This is a genomic window from Tessaracoccus flavescens (assembly GCF_001998865.1).
GTDB classification, from domain to species: Bacteria; Actinomycetota; Actinomycetes; order Propionibacteriales; family Propionibacteriaceae; genus Arachnia; species Arachnia flavescens.
Map to the genome: position 1 here is coordinate 2,903,133 of NZ_CP019607.1, position 22,685 is coordinate 2,925,817.

Consider the following 22,685-nt stretch of genomic DNA (forward strand, 5'->3'; position numbering starts at 1 on the left):
CCACCGTGGCGGAGGGGGGCGCCGACGGCGGTAGGCTCGCTCCCATGGCCTATCTGCGGTACCCACATCTTCATGGCTCAAGCGTCGTCTTCGTCGCCGACGACGACCTCTGGCTCGGCTCGCTGGACGGTGGACGCGCCTCCCGGCTGACCCTCGGAGAGGTCTCAGCGAGGAGCCCCAGGTTGTCTCCCGACGGCTCCCGCGTCGCCTTCGTCTCGGCCTCCGGCGGCGGCAACGATGTGCATGTCGTCGATCTTGACGGCACGACCCGCAGGCTCACCTGGTTGAGCGCCCGCCGGTTGCAGGTTTCTGGCTGGCTCGATGACAGCCACGTGCTCGTCGCTTCCGATCATGAGGGCATCCACCGCATCGACGCCTCGATGTATTCCCTCTCGCTTGAGGGCGAGCTGAAGCGGCTCCCGTACGGCGTCGCCACCTCAGCGGCGGTCGACCGCAAGGGGAGGGTGGCCGTCGCGACGGCGAACTTCCGGGACCCGTCGGGCTGGAAGCGCTACCGCGGTGGCATGGCCGCCCGGCTCTACGTCTCGGACGCGAAGAACTCGTGGACGCGCATCCTGCCCTCGGAGACGGCGAGCCTCTTCGGCCCCACCTGGGTCGGCGACCGGATCGTGTTCACCTCCGACCTCGGTGACGGGTCGGCCGTCCAGGCGCAGGTTTGGTCGGTCAATGCCTCCGGCAAGGACCTCCGCCAGCACACCTCCCACACCGCCGCCGAGGGCTACGTCCGCGACGCCTCCAGCGACGGCAGGGGGGTCGTCTACCACGCCCGGGGCCAGCTCTACTACCTCGCGAGTCTCAAGGCCGAGCCCCAGCGCCTCGACATCCAGGTCCCGATCGGTGAGCCGCGCCCCGTGCGCGTGGCGCCGGGAGACCGGCTCGAGCAGGTGGCGCCCGACCACGGCGCCGACGGCTCGCTGCTCGAGTGGCGCGGAGCCGCCTACTTCCTCACCCACCGTGGCGGCCCCGCGCGGGCACTCGCCGACAAGCCGGGCGTGCGGATCCGCGAGCCCCGCTTCCTCGGTAGGACGGGCAAGGCCATCTGGGTCAGCGACGTCGAGGGCGATGACTGCCTCGAGATCCGTCAGCTCGACGGAGACAAGGCGCCGCGCAGGATCGCCGTCGGCAAGCTGGGGCGCGTGCTCGCCCTGGAACCGAACCAGGGGGGTACGAAGGTCGCCGTGGGAAGCCACGACGGGAACGTGCTCGTCGTCGACGTCGCGCGCGGCTCGGTCAAGAAGGTCGGCCGCTCCGAGGGCGGCGAGCCCTCCGGCTTCGCCTGGTCGCCGGACGGCAGGTACCTCGTCTGGCGGGCCGCCGTCGCCAACGAGGGGAGCGTCGGAAAGCTCGTCGGCTACGACCTCACCCAGGACAAGGCCTTCGCCCTGACCCGCGGCCAGTTCAACGACTTCTCGCCGACGTTCACACCCGACGGCAAGTACCTGTGTTTCCTGTCGAGCCGCACCATCGACCCCAGCTACGACGAGCTCGGCTTCGACCTGACCTTCACCAACACCGTCCGGCCGTGGCTGGTCCCGCTGAGCGCGACCGAGCCGGCCCCCTTCGGTCCCACCGCCGACGGGTGGCCGCTGAGCGATCCGGGCGACAAGGACGGGGCGAAGGACTCTGACGATGCTGACGACGGGTCGAAGGACGCCGAGCAGGCCAAGGAGGAGGACGCGTCGATCGAGTTCGACATCGACGGGTTCGAGGACCGCATGGTCTCCTTCCCCGTCCCGTCGGGCCGCTACGCCGCGCTCCAGGCGTCGAAGGACGGCCTCGTGTGGCAGTCGCTGAAGTCGGTCGGTGAGCTGGGTGCCCTGCGCGCCGGCGTCGAGGGCGAGGTCAAGGACCAGATCGAGCACTTCTCGTTCAAGAACCGCAAGGTCAACGTCGTCGTCGACGCCGTCGACTCGGCCGCCGTCTCCGGTGACGGGGAGCGGCTCGTGGTGCGTAACGGCGAGGACATCTGGGTGCAGGCGGCCGACCAGGCGCCGGGTGATGACGACGACTCGAAGATCCACGTCGACCTCTCGCGCCTGCGCCGCGAGCTCGCGCCGCGCGCCGAATGGCGGCAGATGTTCGAGGAGAACGCCCGGATCATGCGCGACCACTACTGGCGCGAGGACTTCGACGGCACCGACTGGGACGGCGCGCTCGCCCTCTACCGGCCGCTGCTGGAGCAGATCTCCACCTATGACGACCTGGTCGATGTGCTGTGGGAGACGGTCGGTGAACTGAACACCTCGCACGCCTACGTCATGGCCCCTGCCTCACACGACGATGCCCCCCGCGTCGGCTTCCTCGGAGCCGAGTACCGGCGCAACGCGAAGGGCGAGATCGTGATCACGCGCATCCTTCCCGGGGAGACCTCCGACCCCGGGGCACGTTCGCCGCTGCGCGCGGCGGGCGTCGCCGCAGAGGCGGGCGACGTGATCGTCTCGGTCGACGGCAAGCCGACAGCAGATGTGCCCGACCTCGGCGAGCTGCTGCTCGGCGCCGCGGACAAGGTCGTCGAGCTGACCCTTGCCCGTGGCAGGCAGAAGCGCCGCGTCGCCGTCGTGCCGACCTCGACCGAGACCCCGCTGCGGTACCACGAGTGGGTCGCCGGCCGGGTCGACTATGTCGAGAAGGCCTCCGACGGGCGCCTCGGCTACGTGCACGTACCGGACATGGTCGCCAGCGGCTGGGCGGAGTTCCAGCGCCTCGTGGATGCGGCCATGCGCCACGAGGGCGTGATCATCGACGTCCGCTTCAACGGCGGCGGGCACACCTCGGAGCTCATCCTCGAGCGGATCGCGCGCAAGGCGATTGGCTGGTCCGGGGCGCGCCACATGGGCGTGCTGGGCACTTACCCGTCGCAGGCGCGTCGCGGCCCCGTGGTCTTCGTCACCAACCCGTACGCGGGCTCCGACGGCGACATCGTCACCGCCGCGGCCCAGAACATGGGCCTCGGCACGGTCGTGGGGGAGCGCAGCTGGGGCGGCGTCGTCGGCATCGACGGCCGGTTCAGCCTCGTCGACGGCACCGAGGTGACGCAGCCGCGGTACTGGATCGCCTTCGACAAGCAGGGCTTCGGCGTCGAGAACCACGGCGTCGACCCGGACGTCGTCGTCGAGGTGGGCCCCGGCGACTGGGAGTCCGATAAGGACATCCAGCTGGACAAGGCGATCGAGATCGCCCTGGAAGGTCTCGCCGAGACCCCCGCGTCCGTCGCTCCGGGCTTCGACTCTCCGCGCTTCTGACCCATGCCAGAGGCCCCGGCATCCGGATCTCCGGGTGCCGGGGCCTCTGAGTCTCAGGTCAGGCCTGGACGGGTTCGGCCAGCTCGACGGCGACCGCGAGCGGAGCGTCCGACTCGGACCACGACACGTCGCCGGTGATCCGGCCGACCGCGCGCAGGTCGGGCTCGATCTCGCGTAGGCGCGCCACGACGGCGGCGGGGCCGGAGAAGTCGGCCTTCGTCACCTCGGTCTTCATCGAGACCTTCGCGTTCGACTTGGCGCCGCGGATCGCGATCAGCGCCTGGGCCACGTCGGCGAGCAGGGTCGGATCGCCCTCGACCTCGAGTTCCCCGACCGTCGGCCAGGCCGCGCGGTGGACGGAGGAGTCGTTGGTCCAGCGCCACACCTCCTCGGTGACGAACGGCAGGAACGGGGCGAAGAGGCGCAGCTGGACGCCGAGCGCGATCGCCAGCGCCGCCTGGGCCGATGCCTTCTCGGCGTCGGCTCCCGTGTAGGCGCGTTCCTTGACCAGCTCGAGGTAGTCGTCGCAGAAGGCCCAGAAGAACGTCTCGGCCTTCTCCAGCGCCGTCGTGTAGTCGAAATCGTCGAACGCCTGGGTCGCCTCGGTGACCACGCCCGCCAGCGCGGCGAGCATGGCGCGGTCGACCGGGTTGGTCACCTGGTCGAGCGACCCGGGCTGCTCGGCGAGCGACAGCACGAACTTGCCGGCGTTGAGGATCTTCATCGCGAGGCGGCGACCCACCTTCATCTGGGTCTCGTCGAACGGCGAGTCCATGCCGGGGCGTGCCATCGCGGCGCGCCAGCGGACCGCGTCGGAACCGAAGCGGTCGAGGATGTCGGTCGGGACGACCACGTTGCCCTTCGACTTGCTCATCTTCTTGCGGTCAGGATCCATCACGAAGCCCGAAATGGTCGCCCGCTTCCACGGCAGCGAGCCGTTCTCGAAGTGGGCCCGCACGATGCGGCTGAACAGCCAGGTGCGGATGATGTCGTGCGCCTGGGGGGCGATGTCCATCGGGAAGGTGAGGTTGAACAGCTCCTCGTCGCGCTCCCATCCCGTAGCGATCTGGGGGGTGAGTGACGACGTCGCCCACGTGTCCATCACATCGGGGTCGGGCATGAAGCCACCCGGCTGGTTGCGCTGCTCCTCGGAGTAACCGGGGGCCGGGTCCGTCATCGGGTCGACCGGCAGGCTCGCCTCGTCGGCGACGATCGGGTTGTCGTAGTCGGGCTCGCCGTCGGCGTCGAGCGCGTACCAGATCGGGAACGGCACGCCGAAGAAGCGCTGGCGCGAGACGAGCCAGTCACCGTTGAGGCCGCCGACCCAGTTCTCGTAGCGGTGGCGCATGTGCTCCGGCGTCCATGCGAGTTCCTTGCCCCGCTCCATGAGCTGGGCCTTGAGGGCCTCGTCGCGGCCGCCGTTGCGGATGTACCACTGGCGGGTGGCGACGATCTCGAGCGGCTTGTCGCCCTTCTCGTAGAAGTTGGCCATGCGGGTGGTGGCCTTCGGCTCGCCTTCCAGGTCTCCGCTGTCGCGCAGCGCCGCAACGGTGGCCTCACGAGCGGAGAACGCCGTCTTGCCCGCGAGCGGCTCGTAGGCCTCGGTGTTGACGACCCACTCGGGCGTCTCCGACTGGAACCGGCCGTCACGGCCGATCACCGTGCGGGTGGGCAGGTTCAGCTCGCGCCACCACGTGACGTCGGTGAGATCGCCGAAGGTACAGCACATGGCGATGCCTGCGCCCTTGTCCGGCTCGGCGGCAGGATGGGCGAGAACGGGGATCTCGACGCCGAACAGCGGCGAGGTGACGGTCGTCCCGAACAGGTCGGTGTATCGCTCATCATCGGGATGCGCGATCAGGGCGCACACCGACACCAGCAGCTCCGGACGCGTCGTCTCGATGTAGACCGGCTCGCCACCGTCGCGGTGGAACGCGACCCGGTGATAGGCGCCCGGGTACTCGCGGGCCTCGAGCTCGGCCTGGGCGACCGCAGTCTGGAAGGTCACATCCCAGAGGGTCGGCGCGTAGCTGAGATAGGCCTCGCTGCGTGCGAAGTTGCGCAGGAACGCCTTCTGGGCGATCGCCTGCGTCGACTCCGAGATCGTGCTGTACAGGTGGGACCAGTCGACCGACAGGCCGACCTGACGCCACAGGTCCTCGAACGCCTTCTCGTCGACCTGCGTCAGCTCGAGGCACAGCTCGATGAAGTTGCGCCGGCTGATCGGCACCTGACGCTTCGGGTCGGGCTTCGCCGGGGGCTGGAAGTCGGGGTCGTAGGGGATCGACGGGTCGCAGCGGACGCCGTAGTAGTTCTGGACCCGACGTTCGGTCGGCAGGCCGTTGTCGTCCCAGCCGAGCGGGTAGAACACCTGCTTGCCCAGCATCCGCTGGTAGCGGGCGAGGGTATCGGTGTGGGTGTAGCTGAACACGTGCCCGACGTGCAGCGATCCCGACACCGTCGGAGGGGGAGTGTCGATCGAGAAGACCTGCTCCCGGCTCTCCGGGCGGACGAACGCGTAGACGTCCTCGTCCTGCCATACCTGACCCCACTTGGCTTCGAGGCCTTCGAGGACGGGCTTGTCAGGGAGGGCGCGCTGATGCGCGTTGGTTGCAGTCATGCGCCCGATCTTAGTTGGGGGCCACCCGCGTGAGAAACCGGTGAGCCGACGCGCTCGCGCGGTGTCTCAGCCGTGCGACGAGGGGCACTCCCGGCTCACCCGTCGACCTGCTTGCCGCCAGTCTCCCAGGCGGCAAGCACGGCATCCAGGACCCCCTGCGGGTCCGGGGACATGGCGCCCGCGCCGTCGATGATCAGGTCCTGACCGCTGACCCGGTACGTCGGGACCTGTTGCACCTGTTCGAGCGCCTTCTCGGCCGCGACCGAGACGAAGCCGTCGACCTGGCCTGCGGCGTAGAGGATCTGGAACTTCGCAAGGTCGTCGGCTGTCATGCCGGCCGACTGTGCGGCCTGTTCGAGGAGGATCTCGTCTGTGTAGGCACCTGCGACGGGCATCGCTCCCAGCAGCGCCTCGTGGTAGTCGTCGAAGTAGCCGAGCATGTCGGCCGAGGCGGCCGCACGGGCCGCATTCGTCGACCAGTTGCCCGGGTGTTTGGGGTCGAGGAAGGTGGCCGCCCGCACCTCGGCCGTGATCTTGTCCTCGAGCACGAGGGTCTGGATCGCGGCGAGATACGTCTTCGACGAGGTCGCGCACGGTGGGCACATGTAGTCGACGTAGATCACCAGGTGCGGCGTGCCCTCCTTCGGCTGCTTGCCCTGGAGAGCGATGCCGAAGAACTCGGTGGCGTTCGGGGGCATCTTGACATCGGGATCGACCTCCTCCGAGGGCGACGCCTCTGTCGGCGCAGGCGAGGTCGACTCGGGCGCGCCGGACGGCGATGACTCGGCGGGCGAGGTTGCCGCTGTCGGGGTGGGATCGGCGTCGCGCTGGCCCGCTGTGACCGCCAGGTACGTACCGAAGGCGATGACGCCTAGGCCGACGATGATGGCCGCCACGATGAGCACGACCTTCAGCGGGCCACCGCTCTTGCCTGGGCCGGGGCCCGGCCCCTGCCGGGGCTGCCAGTTCGGCTGCCCCTGCCAACCCGGCTGCCCGCCGGGGCCGTAGTGCTGGCCCTGACCGCCCTGGTGGTTGTGCGCACCTGACCCCTGCTGCTGGGGCCCATGAGGCTGCTGTTGCCAGCCCGGCCCCTGCTGGGGATTGGGTCCCTGCTGGGGGTTCTGCCCGGGAAAGGGGCGACCCCCGGCAGGGCCGCCCTGAGGCGGAGGGCCCTGCCAGGGGCCGTTGCTGTTGGGTGGCTGGCTCATGCGTGGAGCCTAACCTCCGGTCGGATCAGCCGTCGATCTTCTTGCCGCCCTCTTCCCAGGCCTTGGTGGCTGCCTCGAGGAAGCTCTCGGCCGTCGGCATGATCAGGACGTTGTTGCTCTCATCGGCGAACTGCAGCTTCACGCCGCTGACCAGGTAGGTGGGGGTGCTGCCGATCTGCTCGGAGTTGAACTTGTCGCCTGCGGCCTTGGTGAAGTCGGCCGTGGCCCTCTCGTCGAACATCTTCTGGAACGTCGCGAGGTCGTCTCCCTCGATGCCCGCCTGCTTGGCGAAGTCGTCGCGCAGCTGGGTGTTCGGGTAGCCGACGCCCTCGGTGGGCTGGTTGGCGTAGACGACGTCGTGGTACTCGCGGTACTTTCCCACCTCGTCAGCCGCCGCGGCTGCGATCGCCGCCATGCGGGAGGGGCCGAAGTTGGCCGCGCCGTCGAGGAAGTAGGCGGTGCGGATCTCCGCAGTCAGCTTGCCCTCGTCGACGAGCTGCTCGACGACCGGACCGTAGCTCTCCTCGAACGCCTTACACGCGGGGCACTGGTAGTCCTCGTACAGCACCAGGTGCGGCTTCGACTCCTCGGGCTGCTTGCCGCCCAGGAGGATGCCGTACCCGCTCGTCGCGTTGGGTGGGGTCACCTGGTCTTCCGTGATGCCTCGGCCCTTCATGATGGCCTGACCGATCACGATCGCCAGCACGACGACCACGACAACGGCGACCACGCCGATGCCTGCGAAAAGAACGCGCTTGTTGCGCTTGCTGCGCTCGTCCATCTCCTGCTGCTGGCGCAGCGCCGCGCGCTTGCTCAACGACGAGTTGTTGGCCATGGGTCGGGTACTCCTTGTGATGCTGGCGTGGGGTGCCCAGACCGGCTGGACGTGCCCATCCTAACCGTCGGACCAAAGAGATCCCACATTCAACTATCTCGCCGGGCGGTGAAGGTGCGCGCCGCCGCCCTGTCAGGTCCAGTCCCGTCAGGCAGCGTCCCTGACCGCGGCCAGGAACTCCTCCGGCGTGGCGCCGATGGTGGCGAGGTCGAGCTTGGTCTCTCCGACCAGGTAGGTCGGAGTGCTGGAGACCCCCGCCGCCTCGAGCGACCCGTCTGCCTCGTCCGTGAAGTCGTTGAAGGCCACCTCGTCGAACAGCGCCTGGAACCGGGTCAGCTCCTCGCCCTCCATGCCGATCTGGGCAGGGAGCGTCTCGCGCAGGAACTCGTCGGTGAACCCCGTCTGTTGTGAAGCGAACAGGCCGGCGTGATACGCGTCGAAGCGGCCGACACTGTCGGCGGCGGCTGCCGCGACGGCGGCCTTCTTGGACGGACCCATGGTCGCGGCGCCGTCCTTGAAGTGGGCCTGTCGCACCTCAGCGGTCATGCTGCCGTCCGACACCAGGGTGAGGATGGTCGAGCCGAAGACCGACTCGGCATCTGCGCAGGCAGGGCAGAGGTAGTCGCCGTACATGACGAGGTGGGGCACGCCGTCGCTCGGCTGCTTCCCGCCGACCAGGATGCCGTGCCCGGCCGTCGCGTTGGGCGGCCGCTGCTGATCCTCGGAGATCTTCGCTCCGGAGAGTGCCTGGATAAGCACCACCGCAACGATCACGACCACGACGACCGCGACGGTGACCACCGAGGCGATCGTGATGCGCTTCGTGCGGCGCGCCCGCTCCTCGGCCTCCTGTAGCCTGCGTAGCGCCTCGCGTCGGCTGCCGCTCGATGCCATCGGGTCTCCTGTGACTGTCGGCCTTGGCTTGCCGTTCAGCGTAGTTGGGCGCCCGAGGCGCGGAGCAGGCACCCGCGGTTAAGCCGTCGCTTGTACGCTGAGGGCACCATGAGTCATTCCACACACGCCGAACTGACGGCAGCCCTGACGTCCCGGTGGCCCGAGCACCGGATCGCGCCGAGCTTGACGCGGATCGCCGCGCTGATGGATCTGCTCGGCGATCCGCAGAATGCGGTGCCGGTCATCCAGATCGCAGGCACCAACGGCAAGGGCAGCACCGCGATCATGATCGACACGGTTCTCCGGGCCGCGGGGCTGCGGGTCGGCAGGTTCGCCAGCCCGCACCTCAGCGACGTGCGCGAGCGCATCGTCATCGACGGGGAGCCGATCAGCGAGGAGCGCTTCGACGAGGTCTGGGCCGACATCGAGCCCTACGTCGCCATGGTCGACGAGCAGAAGCTCGACGGCGTCGACATGACCTTCTTCGAGGTGCTCACCGGCATGGCCTACGCCGCCTTCGCCGACGCGCCGGTCGACGTCATCGTGATGGAGGTCGGGCTCGGCGGACGGTGGGACGCGACAAGCGTCGCCGACGCGACGGTCGCCGTCGTGACACCCATCGGGCTGGACCACACCCACATCCTCGGCAAGACCGTCGCCGAGATCGCCGCGGAGAAGGCGGGGATCATCAAGCAGGGCTCGACCGCGGTGCTCGCAGGTCAGGATCCGGCCGCCGCCCGCATCCTGCTCGAGCGCGCGGTTGAGGTCGGTGCCCCGGTCAAGGCCGAGGGCCCCGACTTCGGCGTCATCGACCGCCAGCTGGCCGTAGGCGGCCAGCTGCTGCGCCTCGAGACGGCGGGCGGACCGGTCGGCGACGTGTTCCTGCCGTTGTTCGGTGAGCACATGGCCCGTAACGCCGCCCTCGCCGTGGCCGCCGTCGAGGCGTTCCTCGGCTCGCAGCCGCTCAACCCGGAGATCATCGTGGAGGGACTCGGTGCAGTCGAGGCCCCCGCACGGATGGAGCTGGTGCGCACCTCGCCGCCCATCGTGGTCGACACCGCCCACAACCCGCAGGCCGCACGGGCCACGATCGACACGCTCACCGAGAGCTACGACTTCGACCCCGTCATCGGCGTGGTCGCGATGATGCAGGACAAGGACGCCGAGCAGGTGCTCGAGATCTTCTCCGAGAAGATGGACCAGATCGTCATCACGAAGGTCTCCTCGACCCCGCGCGCCCGTCCCGTCGACGAGCTGGCGACGCTGGCCGAGACGATCTGGTCCTCACACCAGGTCCATCGCGCCGCCACGATGGCCGAGGCGCTCGACCTGGCCGTCATGCTCGCCGACACCTCCAGCACCCAGGCGGGCGTGCTCGTGGCCGGATCCGTCATCGCTGCGGGCGAGGCACGCGACCTGCTCAAGAAGGAGAACGACGAGTGAGCCTCGACCCGTCGAACCCGATGCGTTCGGCCGCCATGGCGACGCTCGTGATGCAGGTCATCGTGATCTGGCTCGGCTACATCGGCATGGTCCAGGTGGAGGCCTGGAACCTCCCGACGGCGGCGGCCGTGTGCGCAGTCGCGAGCGTGCTCTGCCTGGTCGGCGCCGCGGGTCTGCGCCACCGGTGGGGTTACTACGTGGGCTGGCTGGCGCAGGTCGCGACCATTGCGCTGGGGCTGTTCACGCCATGGATGTATGCCATGGGTATCATCTTCGCGTTGATCTGGGTGACCTGCGTCGTGCTAGGCCGGCGCATCGAAGCCCACCGCCGAGAGGGAAGCGCTCAATGACCGCGCGCACATTCGTCATCATCAAGCCGGACGCCGTCGCCGCCGGGCACGTGGGGGACATCCTCACCCGCTACGAGCAGGCCGGTCTGCGCATCGTCACCATGGACATGCGAACCATCACACCGGAGTTCGCCGAACGCCACTACGCAGAACACGTCGGGCGCGACTACTACCCGGCGCTCAGCGAGTTCATGACGTCTGGACCGCTGGTCGCCGTGGTGCTCGAGGGCGAGGACGTCATCGCGCGCGTCCGTGCGCTGCACGGGGCGACCGACCCGACGAAGGCCGACCCGGGCACCATCCGGGCCGACTACGCCGAGTCCACACGCCACAACGCCGTACACGCGTCCGACTCGCCCGAGTCGGCCGCCTCCGAGATCGCCCTCTGGTACCCGGACCTGTGACCGACGACTCAGACCCGGGCCGCTTGCTCCCCGGCCCGGACGTGGACGAGGTTGGCCCGCCCGTCGAGCCACGCCGCGCGACGCCCGAGCCACTGTCCGAGTGGGAGCGCGAGCGATCCGCCTGGCCACCTCCACCCGTGCCGCCGCATCAGTCACCGGCTCAGTGGGGGCCGCCGAGCCCCCCGCAGTGGACGCCTCCCACCCAGGCGAGCTGGGGGCCACCGCCGGGGCCGGGCGCCGCTCAGAGCTGGCCGGCGCCGGGACCCGGTCGCGTGCAGGAGCCTGTCCTGCCCGTCCAGCAGACCAGGTATCCGCAGTTCTGGCGGGCCCCTGGACTGCTGCCGTGGATGTCCATCGTCGCCACACTGCTGCTCGGGGGAGCGTTCATCGCGCTCTCCACCGTCACGGTGTTGGTCGCCCTGTCCCTCGACGGGTTCCCGACGATGGAGGAGCTCGAGGCGCTCACCCAGGGATCACTCACGCCCGAGGTCGTGTTCGCCAACAGCCTGGGAATCGCGCTCGTCCTGCCCTGCGCCTTCCTCATCGTGCGGCTGTGCCGCCAACGACCCGGGTTCCTGTCATCGGTGGTCGGCCGGTTCCGCTGGGGCTTCTTCTGGAAGGCGGTGGGGGTCACCGCCGCAGTGTTCGCCGTGCACACCACCGTCTCCATCCTGATCGACGGCCCAGAGTCGCTCGGCCTCGCGGTGCGTGACTACACGTGGTGGCTGCTAGTGGGCCTGATGCTGGTCACGCCGTTCCAGGCAGCGGCAGAGGAGTACATGCTACGCGGCCTCGTGTTCCGCACGGTCGGCTCATGGTTCGCCGCGCCGATGGTCGCGGCGCTGGTCGGCGGGCTGGTCAACACGCTCATCTTCATGGGTCTGCACGCGTCGACGGACGTGTGGCTCAACGTCGTCTACTTCTCCATGGGCGCCATCGCAAGTTGGCTCGTGTGGCGCACCGGCGGGCTCGAGGGCGCCGTCGCGATCCACGTGGTCAACAACATGATCGGCATGGCGCTGCTCCCGTTCCAGGACATGGAGGCCCAGTTCGACCGGTCATCGGGCGTCGGCGGCCCGGAGCTCCTGCTCCAGGTGCTCACGATGCTGCTGGCCGGCCTGCTGATCGCCTGGCTCGCGAAACGGTCCGGGCTTGCCGCGACGGGTCCCGTCGGCGCGGCGGAACGCGACGACGCGTCGCGAACCTAGGGATTCGGGGCGGCGACCGTTATTCTGGGCGGCGCTATGACTACCACGCCAGCGCTCCCAGCACACTCCGTCTTCGACCGGCTCGAGCCGCTGCTCGCCCAGGTGAGCAAGCCGATCCAGTACGTCGGCGGAGAGCACAACTCCGTCGTCAAGGACTGGGACTCGGTCCCGGTGCGCTGGTGCCTGTCCTACCCGGACGCCTACGAGGTCGGCCAGCCCAACCAGGGCGTCGCCATCCTCTACGAGGTGCTCAACGAGCGCGACTGGATCCTCGCCGAGCGCACCTACTCGGTGTGGCCCGACATGGAGGAGCAGATGCGCTCCCACCAGATCCCGCAGTTCACGCTCGACGCGCACCGCCCCGTCGGCCTGTTCGACGTGCTCGGGGTGTCCTTCTCCACCGAGCTCGGCTACACCAACCTGCTCAACCTGATCGACCTGTCGCAGCTCACGCTGCACGCCGCCGACCGTGGTGAGGACGAGCCGATCGTCGTCGCGGGAGGGCATGCCGCGTTCAACCCCGAGCCGATCGCCGACTTCATCGACGTCGCGGTGCTCGGCGACGGTGAGGAGGCCTCGCTGCTGATCTCGGACATCATCCGGGAGTGGAAGGAGGACGGCCGCGAGGGCGGACGCGACGGGCTGCTGATGCGCCTGGCGCTGACCGGCTCGTTCTACGTCCCCAGGTTCTACGACGTCGACTACCTCGATGACGGCCGCATCCAGCGCATCGCGCCGAACCGGCCGGGCGTCCCGCACCAGGTGCGCAAGCACACCCTGATGGACCTCGACCAGTGGCCCTACCCGAAGCAGCCCATCGTCCCGATGGCCGAGACGGTGCACGAGCGCTACTCCGTTGAGATCTTCCGCGGCTGCACCCGCGGCTGTCGCTTCTGCCAGGCGGGCATGATCACCCGTCCGGTGCGCGAGCGCAACATCGAGACGATCGGCGCGATGGTCCAGGGCGGGCTGAAGGCCACCGGCCTCGAGGAGATCGGCCTGCTCTCGCTGAGCTCGGCAGACCACTCCGAGATCGCGGAGGTCACCAAGCAGCTCGCCGACCGCTACGAGGGCACCAACGTCTCGCTCTCGCTGCCGTCGACCCGCGTCGATGCCTTCAACATCGACCTGGCGAACGAACTCAGCCGCAACGGACGCCGCTCCGGCCTCACCTTCGCCCCCGAGGGCGGATCCGAGCGGATGCGCAAGGTGATCAACAAGATGGTCTCCGAGGACGACCTGATCAACACGGTGGCCGCGGCGTTCTCGTCGGGCTGGCGGCAGGTCAAGCTGTATTTCATGTGCGGGCTCCCCACGGAGACCGACGAGGACGTGCTCGCGATCGCGAAGCTCGCCACCCGGGTGATCGAGACCGGACGCCGGGCCTCGGGCACCCGCGACATCCGGTGCACCGTGTCCATCGGTGGCTTCGTGCCGAAGCCGCACACCCCGTTCCAATGGGCCGGGCAGGCAAGCGCCGAGACCATCGACCACCGCCTGATGCTGCTCAAGGAGACCATCAAGCAGGACCGCAACTACGGCAAGGCCATCGGCATGCGGTACCACGACGGCAAGCCGGGCATCATCGAGGGTCTGCTCTCGCGCGGCGACCGCCGTGTCGGCCGCGTCATCGAGCGCGTGTGGCGCGAGGGCGGCAAGTTCGACGGTTGGAGCGAGCACTTCAGCTACGAGCGCTGGACCACCGCAGCCAACGAGGAGCTCGCCAACTTCGGCGTCGACCTCGACTGGTTCACCACCCGCGAGCGTGGCTACGAGGAGGTTCTTCCCTGGGACCACCTCGACGCAGGACTCGACCGTGACTGGCTCTGGGAGGACTGGCAGGACGCCATCGACGAGCGCGAGGTCGAGGACTGCCGCTGGACGCCGTGCTACGACTGTGGCGTGTGCCCCCAGATGGACACCGAGATCCAGATCGGCCCTACCGGCCGCACCCTCCTGCCGTTGACGGTGGTCAAGCCGGATCTCGTCTGACCCGGTCAGCGCGAGGCGAACCTGCCGTCGGCCTGCTCGAGCAGCATCAGCGGCATGATCGGCGGCACGCCGTCGGCGAGCGTCAGGGTGACGACGGCGACTCCGTCGCCGACCTCGGCCCCGTCGACGCTGGCGAACATGTCGATCGGCTGCCCGCTCGTGCTCAGCTGGCCCGTCTTCCAGATCGTCTCGAAGGCCGCCGCGTCCGCCTCGCTGTCGACGCGGTAGGCAACGAGCACCTTCTCGCCTGTCCAGGCGAGGGCCACCGCATCGAACGGGACCTCGGCCGTCGTGTCGGGGCTGTGGCCCGCCGAGGGGTTGAAGGCGACGGGTCCGCTGATCACCACTGAGACGGCTCCGCGCTCGTCGAGGGCGCCGGCCAGCGAGGCCAGGCCCGTGTCATCGGCGAGCGTGTCTCCGCTGTCGAGCCAGGCCTTGACCGCCTCAGTTGAGGCCGACAGCGCGATGGCGCCGTCCTTGGCCGCCAGCCTGGTCGGCGCGCCGGTCCAGTCCAGGGCGTCGGGGTTTCCTGGCTGACTGATCTGGCGGTCCTCGCCCTCGATGTCACTTCGGATGGGTCCGTCGACCTCCACGAGTGAGTCGGCGAGGCTGTCCTCGCCCAGGTCGCCGGTGACAACAGTGAAGGTGTCGGGCTTGCGGCCCACAGTGACGAAGCCGTCCGCCTGCCCGAGGTCGAACCCTGTGATCCGCCTTGTCGTCGCCTGGTCGACCGCGAGCAGTTCCGGGAACCCGACGTGGATGTGGGAGTCGCCGGGTGGGTTGCCGCTGAGCTGCCTGATCCACTCGGGGTTGGGGTCATCGGCGGAGCCGCGCTGCAACCCCGATGCCTCGAGGGCCGCGTCGAGGTCGGCGCCGCTCAGCCAGAGCGGATCGCCCCCCGCCGAGGCTGGTACCTGTCCGAGTGCCTGCTCGACGCTCCAACCGGCAGCGGCCTCGTCGCTCGTGGACGCAGACGGCGGCGACGTGGGATCGTCGCCGGCCGTGTCCGGGACGCACGAGGCAAACGCCAGGACGGCGATGCCTGTGACGCTGATGGTGCGCATGGGCTTCCTCTCGTTCATCTGCTGCTCATCAGTGGTTCTCCGCCCAGCCAGGGGGCAAGTTGTGGGGCCCTGATCCCCGAGTCGACGCTCAGACGCACGACGCCGATCTGACCCTCTGCCTTCACGTCCCCGAGCGTGTACCCCTCCAGCACCGGCTCGCGGCGGGCAGTGATCCCGTTCTTCCAGTTGGCGCGCAGCGCCTCGGCATCGGCCTCCCCGTTGAAGTGGTAGACGACCACCGCGGCGTCGGCCGCCCAGCCGACGGCGATGAGATCGAAGGGCGCGGCCGGGGCGGTGGCCTCGAAGTGAGCCTCCAGGAGGCTCGCCTCCTCCTCCGAGTCGTCCGAGCCGATGAACCGCGTCGGGTCGAATGGAGCAGGACTGGTGATGAACGTCGAGACGACGTCTCCGGAAAGGGAACGTACATCTTCGACGCGTCCTCGCCCACGCCCGTCACCGCGGGCAGCCAGTCGCGGGGATCGGTGTCTTCGCCTCGCTCGATGCCGGCCGCCTCAAGGCTCCCTTGTTCTCGGCAGTCTGCAGGATGAGCTGGTCTCCGACTGCCGAGGCTGGCAGCTCCGCGAGCGCGGACGTGACGGACCAGCCGCCTCCCACTCCCGTCGGTGAGCAGCCGCTCAGGGCGAAGCCGCCCAGGACAACGAGCGTGCGGCCGGTTCGTAGCGGGTGACGCATCTCTGCCTTCCGATCGGAGACGGCCATGCTAACAACGGGGCCGGTCAGGGCAGGATCACCGGAGGCTCAGCGGCCCTCGATCTTGTCGTCCGGGATCTCCGTCTCGGTGAGCACCTCGTCGGGCACGTCCCCGTCCGGGGTCCAGCCGTCGGCGTAGGTGCCGGTCGCGTAGTCGTAGTCGACCGGGGCGCCGTGTTCGTCGGTGCGCTGGTACCACTCGGTGACGGAGGCATCGTGCGAGTCGAAGTTGGCTCCGGCTCCCTGGCCCTCCGGGGCGCGCTGCACGGAGAGGCTGAAGTCGTCGCCGTACTTGTCGACGCCTCGCCGGACGGCGTTGCGCAGGGCAGAGGCGGCGTACTGGCGCCGGATGACGAGCGGGTCGGAGCGCAGGTCCTTTGCGAAGGAGATCATCATGGCGGCGATGATCGCCGCGAACGGGATCGCCGAGACGATGATCATGTTCTGCAGGCCGTCGAGCGCGTCCCCGCCGCCGACCAGGAGCATGACCACCGCGATGCCCATCATGGCGAGGCCCCAGAAGATGGTCACGCCCTTCGTCGGCTCGGAGTTCCCGCGCTGGGACAGCGTTCCCATCACGATGGAGGCCGAGTCGGCGGAGGTGATGAAGAAGATCGCGATGATCACCATGCCGAGGATGGGGGTGAACTGGGAGAGCGGAAGCGTGTCGAGCACGTGGAAGAACAACTGCTCGGGGGCGTCCCCGGAGGAGATCGAATCGCCCTGCTGGCGTAGCCAGATGCTGGTGCCGCCGAGGATGCCGAAGGTGAACACGCACACCATGGTGGGCATGGTGATCACGTAGAGCACGAACTCGCGCAGCGTGCGCCCGCGGGAGATCTTGGCGAGGAAGATGCCGACGAAGGGGGACCAGGAGATCCACCATGCCCAGTAGAAGACGGTCCAGGTTCCGGTGAACTCGGCCGCCTCCGGGCCGTAGGAGGGGCCGAGGCCCAGCATGTGGAAGAAGCTCTGGGCGTACTCCATGAGCGCCGCGGGCCACATGTTCAGGATGAACAGGGTCGGGCCCGCGATGAAGATGAACAGCGAGAGCGCAAGCGCCAGGGCCATGTTGATGTTCGACAGCCAGCGGATGCCGCGTCCGACGCCGGAGACCGCCGAGGCGATGAAACCGGCGGTCAGGACGGCGACGATCGCGATCAGGGCGGCGTTGGGCAGCGCTCCGATGCCGCTGACGATCTCCACGCCCTTGCCGATCTGCATCGCGCCGATGCCGAGCGAGGCTGCGGTGCCGAAGAGGGTCGCGACGATGGCGAATATGTCGACCATCCGTCCTGCCACCCCGTCGACCCGCTTCTGGCCGAGCAGCGCCACGAGGATGGAGCTCATGAGCGGGACCCGGCCGCGTCGGAAGGCCCCGTAGGCGACGGCGGCGCCGACCAGCCCGTAGATCGCCCAGGGACCGATTCCCCAGTGGAAGAAGGTCTGCGCAAGCGCCTTGACCGCGGCCTCCGGCGTCTCCGGCCCGGCCGCGCCGGGGGCGGGGGACTGGTAGTAGGTGAGTGGCTCGAGCGGACCGAAGAAGATGATGCCGATGCCGATGCCAGCGGAGAACATCATGGCGATCCAGGAGAACTTGCGGTACTCCGGCTTCTCGTCGTCCTTGCCGAGCGGGATGTTGCCGTAGCGGCTGAGCGCGATGAAGATCATGAAGAGCAGGATGACCGCGACAAGACCGGTGAACAGCCAGCCCACGTTCTCGAGCGTCCAGTTGAGGGCCGCCGCCGAGACCGCGGAAAGGCTCTCGGTCGAGATGATGCCCCAGGCGATGAACGCGACGATCAGGATCGCCGTCACCCCGAAGACCACCTTGTCCGTGCCGTAGCGGTTGCGCTGCTCCTCGACGCTGATGCCGGGCACGAGGGCTGGATGGATGCCGTGGGGGTAGGTCTCTTCGACCTTCTTCAGCAGGCGTCGGGCCTTCGGCCCGATTCCCTCCTTCGGCGACCGGTTCTGTTCGTCGGACTGCACGCAGATCTCCTCCGCTGGGGTAAGGGACGGTGCGTTACCCTACCCGCAACGCGGTCAGGAGGCGTGTTTTCAGCTGAGAACGCGGGTGAGGAAGGCGTCGACGGCGGCGAAGAACTCCTCTGGCCGGTCACGTCTGACGCAGTGACCCGCGCCCTCGACGTCGACCCGCTCCACCAGGGGATTGGCCGCCTTGCGCACGTCGGGGGCCATCTCGCCACCCGCAGGCACGACCACCAGGGTCGCGACGCTCAACTCGCTGAAGAGGCCCACCTCCCACGGCCCCTCGGCAAGGGCGAGGCCTTCGGCGAGGTAGGACCTGTCCACCCTCGCCTTGGAGTCGGCCCACGCCTCGATCTCGGCCCGGCTCCAGGGAGTCTCGAGCTCCATCCGCTGGATCTCGTCTTCGCGATGTGCGGTGACGAGGTCGACGAACGCCAGTTGTTCGGAGCGGAAGAGCGACTGGTCGAAGGTGGTCTCCTCACCGTCCTGCGGGGGCTTCGCGGGATCCTCGAGCACCGCCCCTCTGATCAGGTGGGGCGTCTCGAGCGCGATCCGGGCGGCCAGGTAGCCGCCGAGCGAGTGCCCGACAATCACCGGCGGGGAGGGGAGCGAGGCGAGAAGGGCCTCGAGGTCGTCCTGCATGACCCGCGATGTCGAGCCCATCTGGGAGGCCGTGAAGCGCGGTGAGGTGCCGTGGCCTCTCAGGTCGACGGTGAGCAGGTCGAACCGGTCACCCCAGTGCTCGACGGCGTCGGGCCAAGTGGTTGCGTCCTCGGTCAGGCCGTGCACGAGCACCAGAGTGGGGCCCCCCGGCTTGCCGTAGCGGTGCAGCGTCAGTTCCGTCATGTCGGGATCATAGATCCGGTGCGGATGGGGGATTCCAGGGGTGGCACGATACGATCGACACCCGTGACGCGCAACGTTGGATTTGACCGGGAACGCTACCTCGCACTGCAGTCGGAGCACATCAACGAGCGCCGCGAGCGCTTCGGGGGCAAGCTCTATCTCGAGTTCGGCGGGAAGCTGTTCGACGACCACCACGCCTCGCGCGTCCTTCCCGGGTTCACGCCCGACAACAAGATCCAGATGCTCGAGACCATCAAGGACGAGGTCGAGGTCGTCATCGCCGTCTCCGCGCATGACCTGGCGCGCAACAAGGTCCGGGCCGATCTGGGGATCCCCTACGAGTCCGACGTGCTGCGACTGATCGACGAGTTCCGCTCCTATGGGCTGTTCGTCGGCAGCGTCGTGATCACGCAGATGACAGACGAGCATCGTCAGGCCCGCGCCTTCAAGCGCAAGCTCGAACGGCTGGGCCTGAAGGTCTACCGGCACTACCCGATCAAGGGCTACCCCAACGACGTCTCGCTGATCGTCAGCGAGGCGGGCTACGGCCGCAACGAGTACATCGAGACCGAGCGCGATGTCGTGGTCGTGACGGCGCCGGGTCCCGGCAGCGGAAAGATGGCGACCTGCCTTTCGCAGCTCTACCACGATCATCAGCGCGGGATCTCGTCCGGCTACGCCAAGTACGAGACGTTCCCGATCTGGAACCTCCCGCTCGACCACCCGGTCAACCTGGCCTACGAGGCGGCGACGGCCGACCTCGACGACGTCAACATGATCGACCCGTACCATCTGGCCGCCTACGGGGAGCAGTGCGTCAACTACAACCGTGATGTGGAGATCTTCCCGGTGCTCAAGCTTCTGCTCGAGCGACTGACGGGGAGCTCGCCGTACGAGTCGCCCACCGACATGGGCGTCAACATGGCGGGAGTGTGCATCTCCGACGACGAGGTGTGCCGTGACGCCGCCAAGCAGGAGATCATCCGCCGCTACTTCAAGGCGCTCGTCGCCGAGCGTCGCGACGAGTTGGAGCCGACCATCTCGGACCGGATCGCGCTCACCATGAGCCAGGTCGGGATCGTGCGCGAGGACCGGCCCGTCGTCGGTCCCGCCCTCGAGGTGGAGCGCAGGTCGAAGGGGCCGTCAGCCGCCATCGAACTGCCCGACGGTCGCATCGTGACGGGCAAGACCTCCGCGCTGCTCGGCGCCTGCTCGGCCATGCTGCTCGACTCCCTCAAGGCGCTGGCTGGCATCGACGACTCGGTGCGTCTGCTCGCGCCCGAGACCATCGAGCCCATCCAGACGTTGAAGACCGAGCACCTCGGAAGCTCCAACCCTCGCCTGCACACCGACGAGGTGCTGATCGCGCTGTCGGTGAGCGCGACCTATGACCCCAACGCTGAGGCGGCCCTCGACCATCTCCGGGAGCTGCGCGGCTGCGACATGCACAGCAGCGTGATTCTCGGCTCCGTCGACGAGGGGATCCTGCGCAACCTCGGGGTCAACGTCACCAGCGAGCCCGTCTACCAGTCGAAGAAGCTGTACAAGAAGCGCTAGTCCTTGAGCTGGTCCTCCACCAGAAGGGGACGGCACGCGTACAGCCCGGCGATCAGCATCGGCACCACGAGGACGAGCTGCAGCACGATCGAAGGCGTCCAGCTGTCGGTGCGGGCATGGAGGATGCCAAACGAGAGCGGGCCAAGGGTGGCGATCACGTACCCGACCGACTGCGCGAACCCGCTCAGCGCCGCGGTGGCGACCGGCGTGCGCGCCCGCGTGCCGAACAGCGCCAACAGCAGCGGGAACGAGGCCGTGCCGAGCGCGAGGAACACCGCCCAGAGCCATGGGGCCGACGTCGGGGCGAGCATCAGGCCGAGATAGCCGGCCACGAGGAACACCATCAGGCTCACGAACAGCACGCTCGGGTTCTTGGTCCGGGCAACGTAGGCGGGGATCAGGAAGGCGGGGAGGATGCCGACCCCGGTGGCGATCCCGAGCATGAGGCCGGCCTGCACCTCGTCCAGCCCGGCGGAGCGGTAGACGCTCGGCAGCCAGCCGAAGATCGAGTAGGCCTGCGAGGACTGGATCCCGAAGAAGACGGCGAGCGCCCAGCCGAGCCGGGTGCGCGCGATCTGGCCGAGGGTGACCCGGGCGAGTTCGTGGGAGCGGATGGGTTCCCGCTGGCCGAGCAGCGGCAGCCAGCAGAGCAGCGCCGCGACCGCGGCGACCACCCACGCGACGAAGGCCGCACGCCAGCCGCCAAGCGCGTTGGCAAGCGGCACCGTCGTGGCGCTCGCGAGCGTCACCCCGATCGTCATCGTCAGCGAGTACAGGGCGGTGGCCATCCCGATCCTGCCCGGATAGTGGCGCCTGACAAGCGACGGCATCAACACGTTGGCGAGCGCCATGCCCGACAGCGCGACCATCGACAGCAGCAGGAACGAGGCTGAGCCGTCGACCATGAGCCTGCCGACCTGGCCGACGATCAGCAGCACGAGCGCGATGCCGATGGCCAGGTGGTCGCCGAATCGGCGCGCGACGGCGGGCGCGAGCGCACCGAACACGGCGAAGCAGATCGTCGGCAGCGACGTCAGTAGTCCGGCGAGGGAACCGCTCAACCCGATGTCGCCCGCGATCTCGGCGAGGACCGGCCCCACCGACACCGCAACCGGACGCAGGTTGAACGCGAGTGCGAGCAGAGCGACAAGCGGCCACCAGCGGCGCAGGGCATCGGTCACGTCAGGGCCTTTCTCGTCAGCCCGATCACGATACCCAAAGCGGGCGGCCAAGGGCGGTGATCATGCGGGGGCCCCCCTGCACGGCCACCGCGGCCCGCACCGGCTGCCCGCGCCGCTCACGGGCTGACCCGGCGGCGGGTGCCGTTACACTTCCAGCCGTGGGAAACCGTCAACCTCCAGTCCAGCAGGCACCTCCGGCGCAGAAGCTGCGCCTGCGCTACGCGAAGCGTGGCCCCGGCCGCTTCACCTCGCACCGCGACTTCGGCCGCGCGCTCGAGCGGGCGTTGCGGCGCGCGGAGATCCCGATGGCCTACTCGTCGGGCTTCAATCCCCACCCGCGCATCTCCTACGCGAACGCGGCGCCGACATCGGCGGCCAGCGAGGCCGAGTACGTCGAGCTGGGACTGAAGGAGGTCTGCGATCCGGCAAAGATCACCGAGGCGCTCAACGCGGTGATGCCCACCGGTTTCGTGGTCCTCGACGCGGCCGACGCTGTGAAGGAGTCGCTGGGCGACCTGCTCCAGGCCTCGGACTGGATCATGAAGACGGCAGGGGCGCAACCGGGCGTGCTTGCCCCTGCGGTCGAGGCGCTGATGGCCAACGACGAGTTCACCGTCGAGCGGATGACCAAGAACGGGATGCGCACCTTCGACGTGCGCTCGGCACTTGTCACCCTCACGGTGGTCGACGACGAGACGCTCGCCCTCCGCTCCATCCATCAGACGCCGCTCGTGCGTCCAGACGATGTGCTCACCGCTCTGCGGATGCTCGACGAGCGGGTACCCGCCCAGGCGTTGCTGACCAGGCTGGCCCAGGGCCCGCTGCGCGACGGCGAGATTGGCGACCCGCTCCGCTGACAGTGGAAATACGCCGGAATTTGGGAACCTGTGCGAGAATAACAATCAGGTCACGGCACCGCCGGTGCCACCCGGGAGCAGCGAGCTGCACCGCGGCAGTTCTGCCGCGACTGCTCGTAGCCTCGGCCGACCTTCTGTCTTGGTGCACAGCTTGCCTGTGCCTGTCCGCGCTATGCGCGTTAAGGAGCCGCCATGCTCGACATTGAAAACTCCAACGAGTCGACCGAGCCCCAGGAATCCTCCGCCCCCGCCCCGCGTCG

Annotated in this window: 17 protein-coding genes; 8 read left to right on the forward strand and 9 right to left on the reverse strand. The window is 68.7% G+C overall.

The genetic code is table 11. From position 1 onward, the window contains the following. Window positions 1-44 precede the first annotated feature (44 nt). Window positions 45-3,263, forward strand: coding sequence for a S41 family peptidase (locus tag BW733_RS14055; RefSeq protein WP_077351437.1), 3,219 nt, complete (start codon window positions 45-47; stop codon window positions 3,261-3,263). Between the two features lie 58 nt (window positions 3,264-3,321). On the opposite strand, the gene valS is transcribed toward BW733_RS14055, so the two are convergent. The 4 genes from valS to BW733_RS14075 all read right to left on the reverse strand — a co-directional run bounded on the left by valS (window position 3,322) and on the right by BW733_RS14075 (window position 8,820). Further along, window positions 3,322-5,883, reverse strand: a complete 2,562-nt coding sequence (gene valS, locus BW733_RS14060) for a valine--tRNA ligase (RefSeq protein ID WP_077351439.1) — start codon at window positions 5,881-5,883, stop codon at window positions 3,322-3,324. A gap of 95 nt (window positions 5,884-5,978) precedes the next feature. Then, complete coding sequence (locus BW733_RS14065) at window positions 5,979-7,091, reverse strand: DsbA family protein (RefSeq protein WP_077351441.1); 1,113 nt, start codon at window positions 7,089-7,091, stop codon at window positions 5,979-5,981. A gap of 25 nt (window positions 7,092-7,116) precedes the next feature. Then, complete coding sequence (locus BW733_RS14070; RefSeq protein ID WP_077351443.1) at window positions 7,117-7,926, reverse strand: DsbA family protein; 810 nt, start codon at window positions 7,924-7,926, stop codon at window positions 7,117-7,119. A gap of 147 nt (window positions 7,927-8,073) precedes the next feature. Then, the gene (locus tag BW733_RS14075) at window positions 8,074-8,820 is read right to left on the reverse strand and encodes a DsbA family protein (RefSeq protein ID WP_077351445.1); all 747 of its coding nucleotides are present in this window, start codon (window positions 8,818-8,820) and stop codon (window positions 8,074-8,076) included. 108 nt (window positions 8,821-8,928) lie between these two features. Between BW733_RS14075 and BW733_RS14080 the strand changes: the two genes are divergently transcribed. From BW733_RS14080 to BW733_RS14100, 5 genes are all read left to right on the forward strand, one after another. Continuing rightward, complete coding sequence (locus BW733_RS14080; RefSeq protein WP_077353024.1) at window positions 8,929-10,263, forward strand: bifunctional folylpolyglutamate synthase/dihydrofolate synthase; 1,335 nt, start codon at window positions 8,929-8,931, stop codon at window positions 10,261-10,263. Next, window positions 10,260-10,613, forward strand: coding sequence for a DUF4233 domain-containing protein (locus BW733_RS14085; protein WP_077351447.1), 354 nt, complete (start codon window positions 10,260-10,262; stop codon window positions 10,611-10,613). The genes BW733_RS14080 and BW733_RS14085 overlap by 4 nt, the downstream gene beginning before the upstream one ends. Next, window positions 10,610-11,017 carry a nucleoside-diphosphate kinase gene (ndk, locus tag BW733_RS14090; protein ID WP_077351449.1) on the forward strand — a complete coding sequence of 136 codons (408 nt, stop codon included), beginning with the start codon at window positions 10,610-10,612 and terminating at the stop codon, window positions 11,015-11,017. The genes BW733_RS14085 and ndk overlap by 4 nt, the downstream gene beginning before the upstream one ends. Window positions 11,018-11,289: 272 nt before the next feature. After that, window positions 11,290-12,225 (forward strand): CPBP family intramembrane glutamic endopeptidase, encoded by a 936-nt coding sequence (locus BW733_RS14095; RefSeq protein ID WP_077351451.1) that lies wholly within the window; start codon window positions 11,290-11,292, stop codon window positions 12,223-12,225. Between the two features lie 36 nt (window positions 12,226-12,261). Next, a complete protein-coding gene (locus BW733_RS14100; protein WP_077351453.1) occupies window positions 12,262-14,217 on the forward strand; it encodes a TIGR03960 family B12-binding radical SAM protein in 1,956 nt (651 codons plus the stop codon). Window positions 14,218-14,222: 5 nt separating this feature from the next. Here the strand turns inward: BW733_RS14100 and BW733_RS14105 are convergent, their stop codons facing one another. The 4 genes from BW733_RS14105 to BW733_RS14125 form a co-directional block, all read right to left on the reverse strand. Beyond that, on the reverse strand, window positions 14,223-15,299 hold the full coding sequence (locus BW733_RS14105) for a hypothetical protein (protein WP_152024725.1): 1,077 nt from the start codon (window positions 15,297-15,299) through the stop codon (window positions 14,223-14,225). After that, entirely contained in the window at window positions 15,296-15,520 is a 225-nt protein-coding gene (locus BW733_RS14110; protein WP_077351457.1) for a hypothetical protein, read from the reverse strand. The genes BW733_RS14105 and BW733_RS14110 overlap by 4 nt, the downstream gene beginning before the upstream one ends. 520 nt (window positions 15,521-16,040) lie before the next feature. Beyond that, window positions 16,041-17,984 (reverse strand): BCCT family transporter, encoded by a 1,944-nt coding sequence (locus tag BW733_RS14120; protein ID WP_202970217.1) that lies wholly within the window; start codon window positions 17,982-17,984, stop codon window positions 16,041-16,043. 69 nt (window positions 17,985-18,053) lie between these two features. Further along, the gene (locus BW733_RS14125; RefSeq protein ID WP_077351462.1) at window positions 18,054-18,830 is read right to left on the reverse strand and encodes an alpha/beta fold hydrolase; all 777 of its coding nucleotides are present in this window, start codon (window positions 18,828-18,830) and stop codon (window positions 18,054-18,056) included. Between the two features lie 63 nt (window positions 18,831-18,893). On the opposite strand from BW733_RS14125, the gene BW733_RS14130 reads away from it, so the two are divergent. Next, window positions 18,894-20,387 carry a DUF1846 domain-containing protein gene (locus BW733_RS14130; RefSeq protein WP_237268210.1) on the forward strand — a complete coding sequence of 498 codons (1,494 nt, stop codon included), beginning with the start codon at window positions 18,894-18,896 and terminating at the stop codon, window positions 20,385-20,387. Here the strand turns inward: BW733_RS14130 and BW733_RS14135 are convergent. Continuing rightward, window positions 20,384-21,568 carry a CynX/NimT family MFS transporter gene (locus tag BW733_RS14135; RefSeq protein WP_161490246.1) on the reverse strand — a complete coding sequence of 395 codons (1,185 nt, stop codon included), beginning with the start codon at window positions 21,566-21,568 and terminating at the stop codon, window positions 20,384-20,386. The genes BW733_RS14130 and BW733_RS14135 overlap by 4 nt on opposite strands. 158 nt (window positions 21,569-21,726) lie before the next feature. Between BW733_RS14135 and BW733_RS14140 the strand changes: the two genes are divergently transcribed. Then, on the forward strand, window positions 21,727-22,425 hold the full coding sequence (locus BW733_RS14140) for a TIGR03936 family radical SAM-associated protein (RefSeq protein WP_237268211.1): 699 nt from the start codon (window positions 21,727-21,729) through the stop codon (window positions 22,423-22,425). The last annotated feature ends 260 nt before the right edge of the window (window positions 22,426-22,685 follow it).

Excerpts from the sequence above, each read along its gene's own strand:
- BW733_RS14055 (WP_077351437.1), top strand. The coding sequence starts at position 45 with ATGGCCTATCTGCGGTACCCACATCTTCATGGCTCAAGCGTCGTCTTC.
- valS (WP_077351439.1), bottom strand. The coding sequence starts at position 5,883 with ATGACTGCAACCAACGCGCATCAGCGCGCCCTCCCTGACAAGCCCGTC.
- BW733_RS14065 (WP_077351441.1), bottom strand. The coding sequence starts at position 7,091 with ATGAGCCAGCCACCCAACAGCAACGGCCCCTGGCAGGGCCCTCCGCCT.
- BW733_RS14070 (WP_077351443.1), bottom strand. The coding sequence starts at position 7,926 with ATGGCCAACAACTCGTCGTTGAGCAAGCGCGCGGCGCTGCGCCAGCAG.
- BW733_RS14075 (WP_077351445.1), bottom strand. The coding sequence starts at position 8,820 with ATGGCATCGAGCGGCAGCCGACGCGAGGCGCTACGCAGGCTACAGGAG.
- BW733_RS14080 (WP_077353024.1), top strand. The coding sequence starts at position 8,929 with ATGAGTCATTCCACACACGCCGAACTGACGGCAGCCCTGACGTCCCGG.
- ndk (WP_077351449.1), top strand. The coding sequence starts at position 10,610 with ATGACCGCGCGCACATTCGTCATCATCAAGCCGGACGCCGTCGCCGCC.
- BW733_RS14100 (WP_077351453.1), top strand. The coding sequence starts at position 12,262 with ATGACTACCACGCCAGCGCTCCCAGCACACTCCGTCTTCGACCGGCTC.
- BW733_RS14105 (WP_152024725.1), bottom strand. The coding sequence starts at position 15,299 with ATGAACGAGAGGAAGCCCATGCGCACCATCAGCGTCACAGGCATCGCC.
- BW733_RS14125 (WP_077351462.1), bottom strand. The coding sequence starts at position 18,830 with ATGACGGAACTGACGCTGCACCGCTACGGCAAGCCGGGGGGCCCCACT.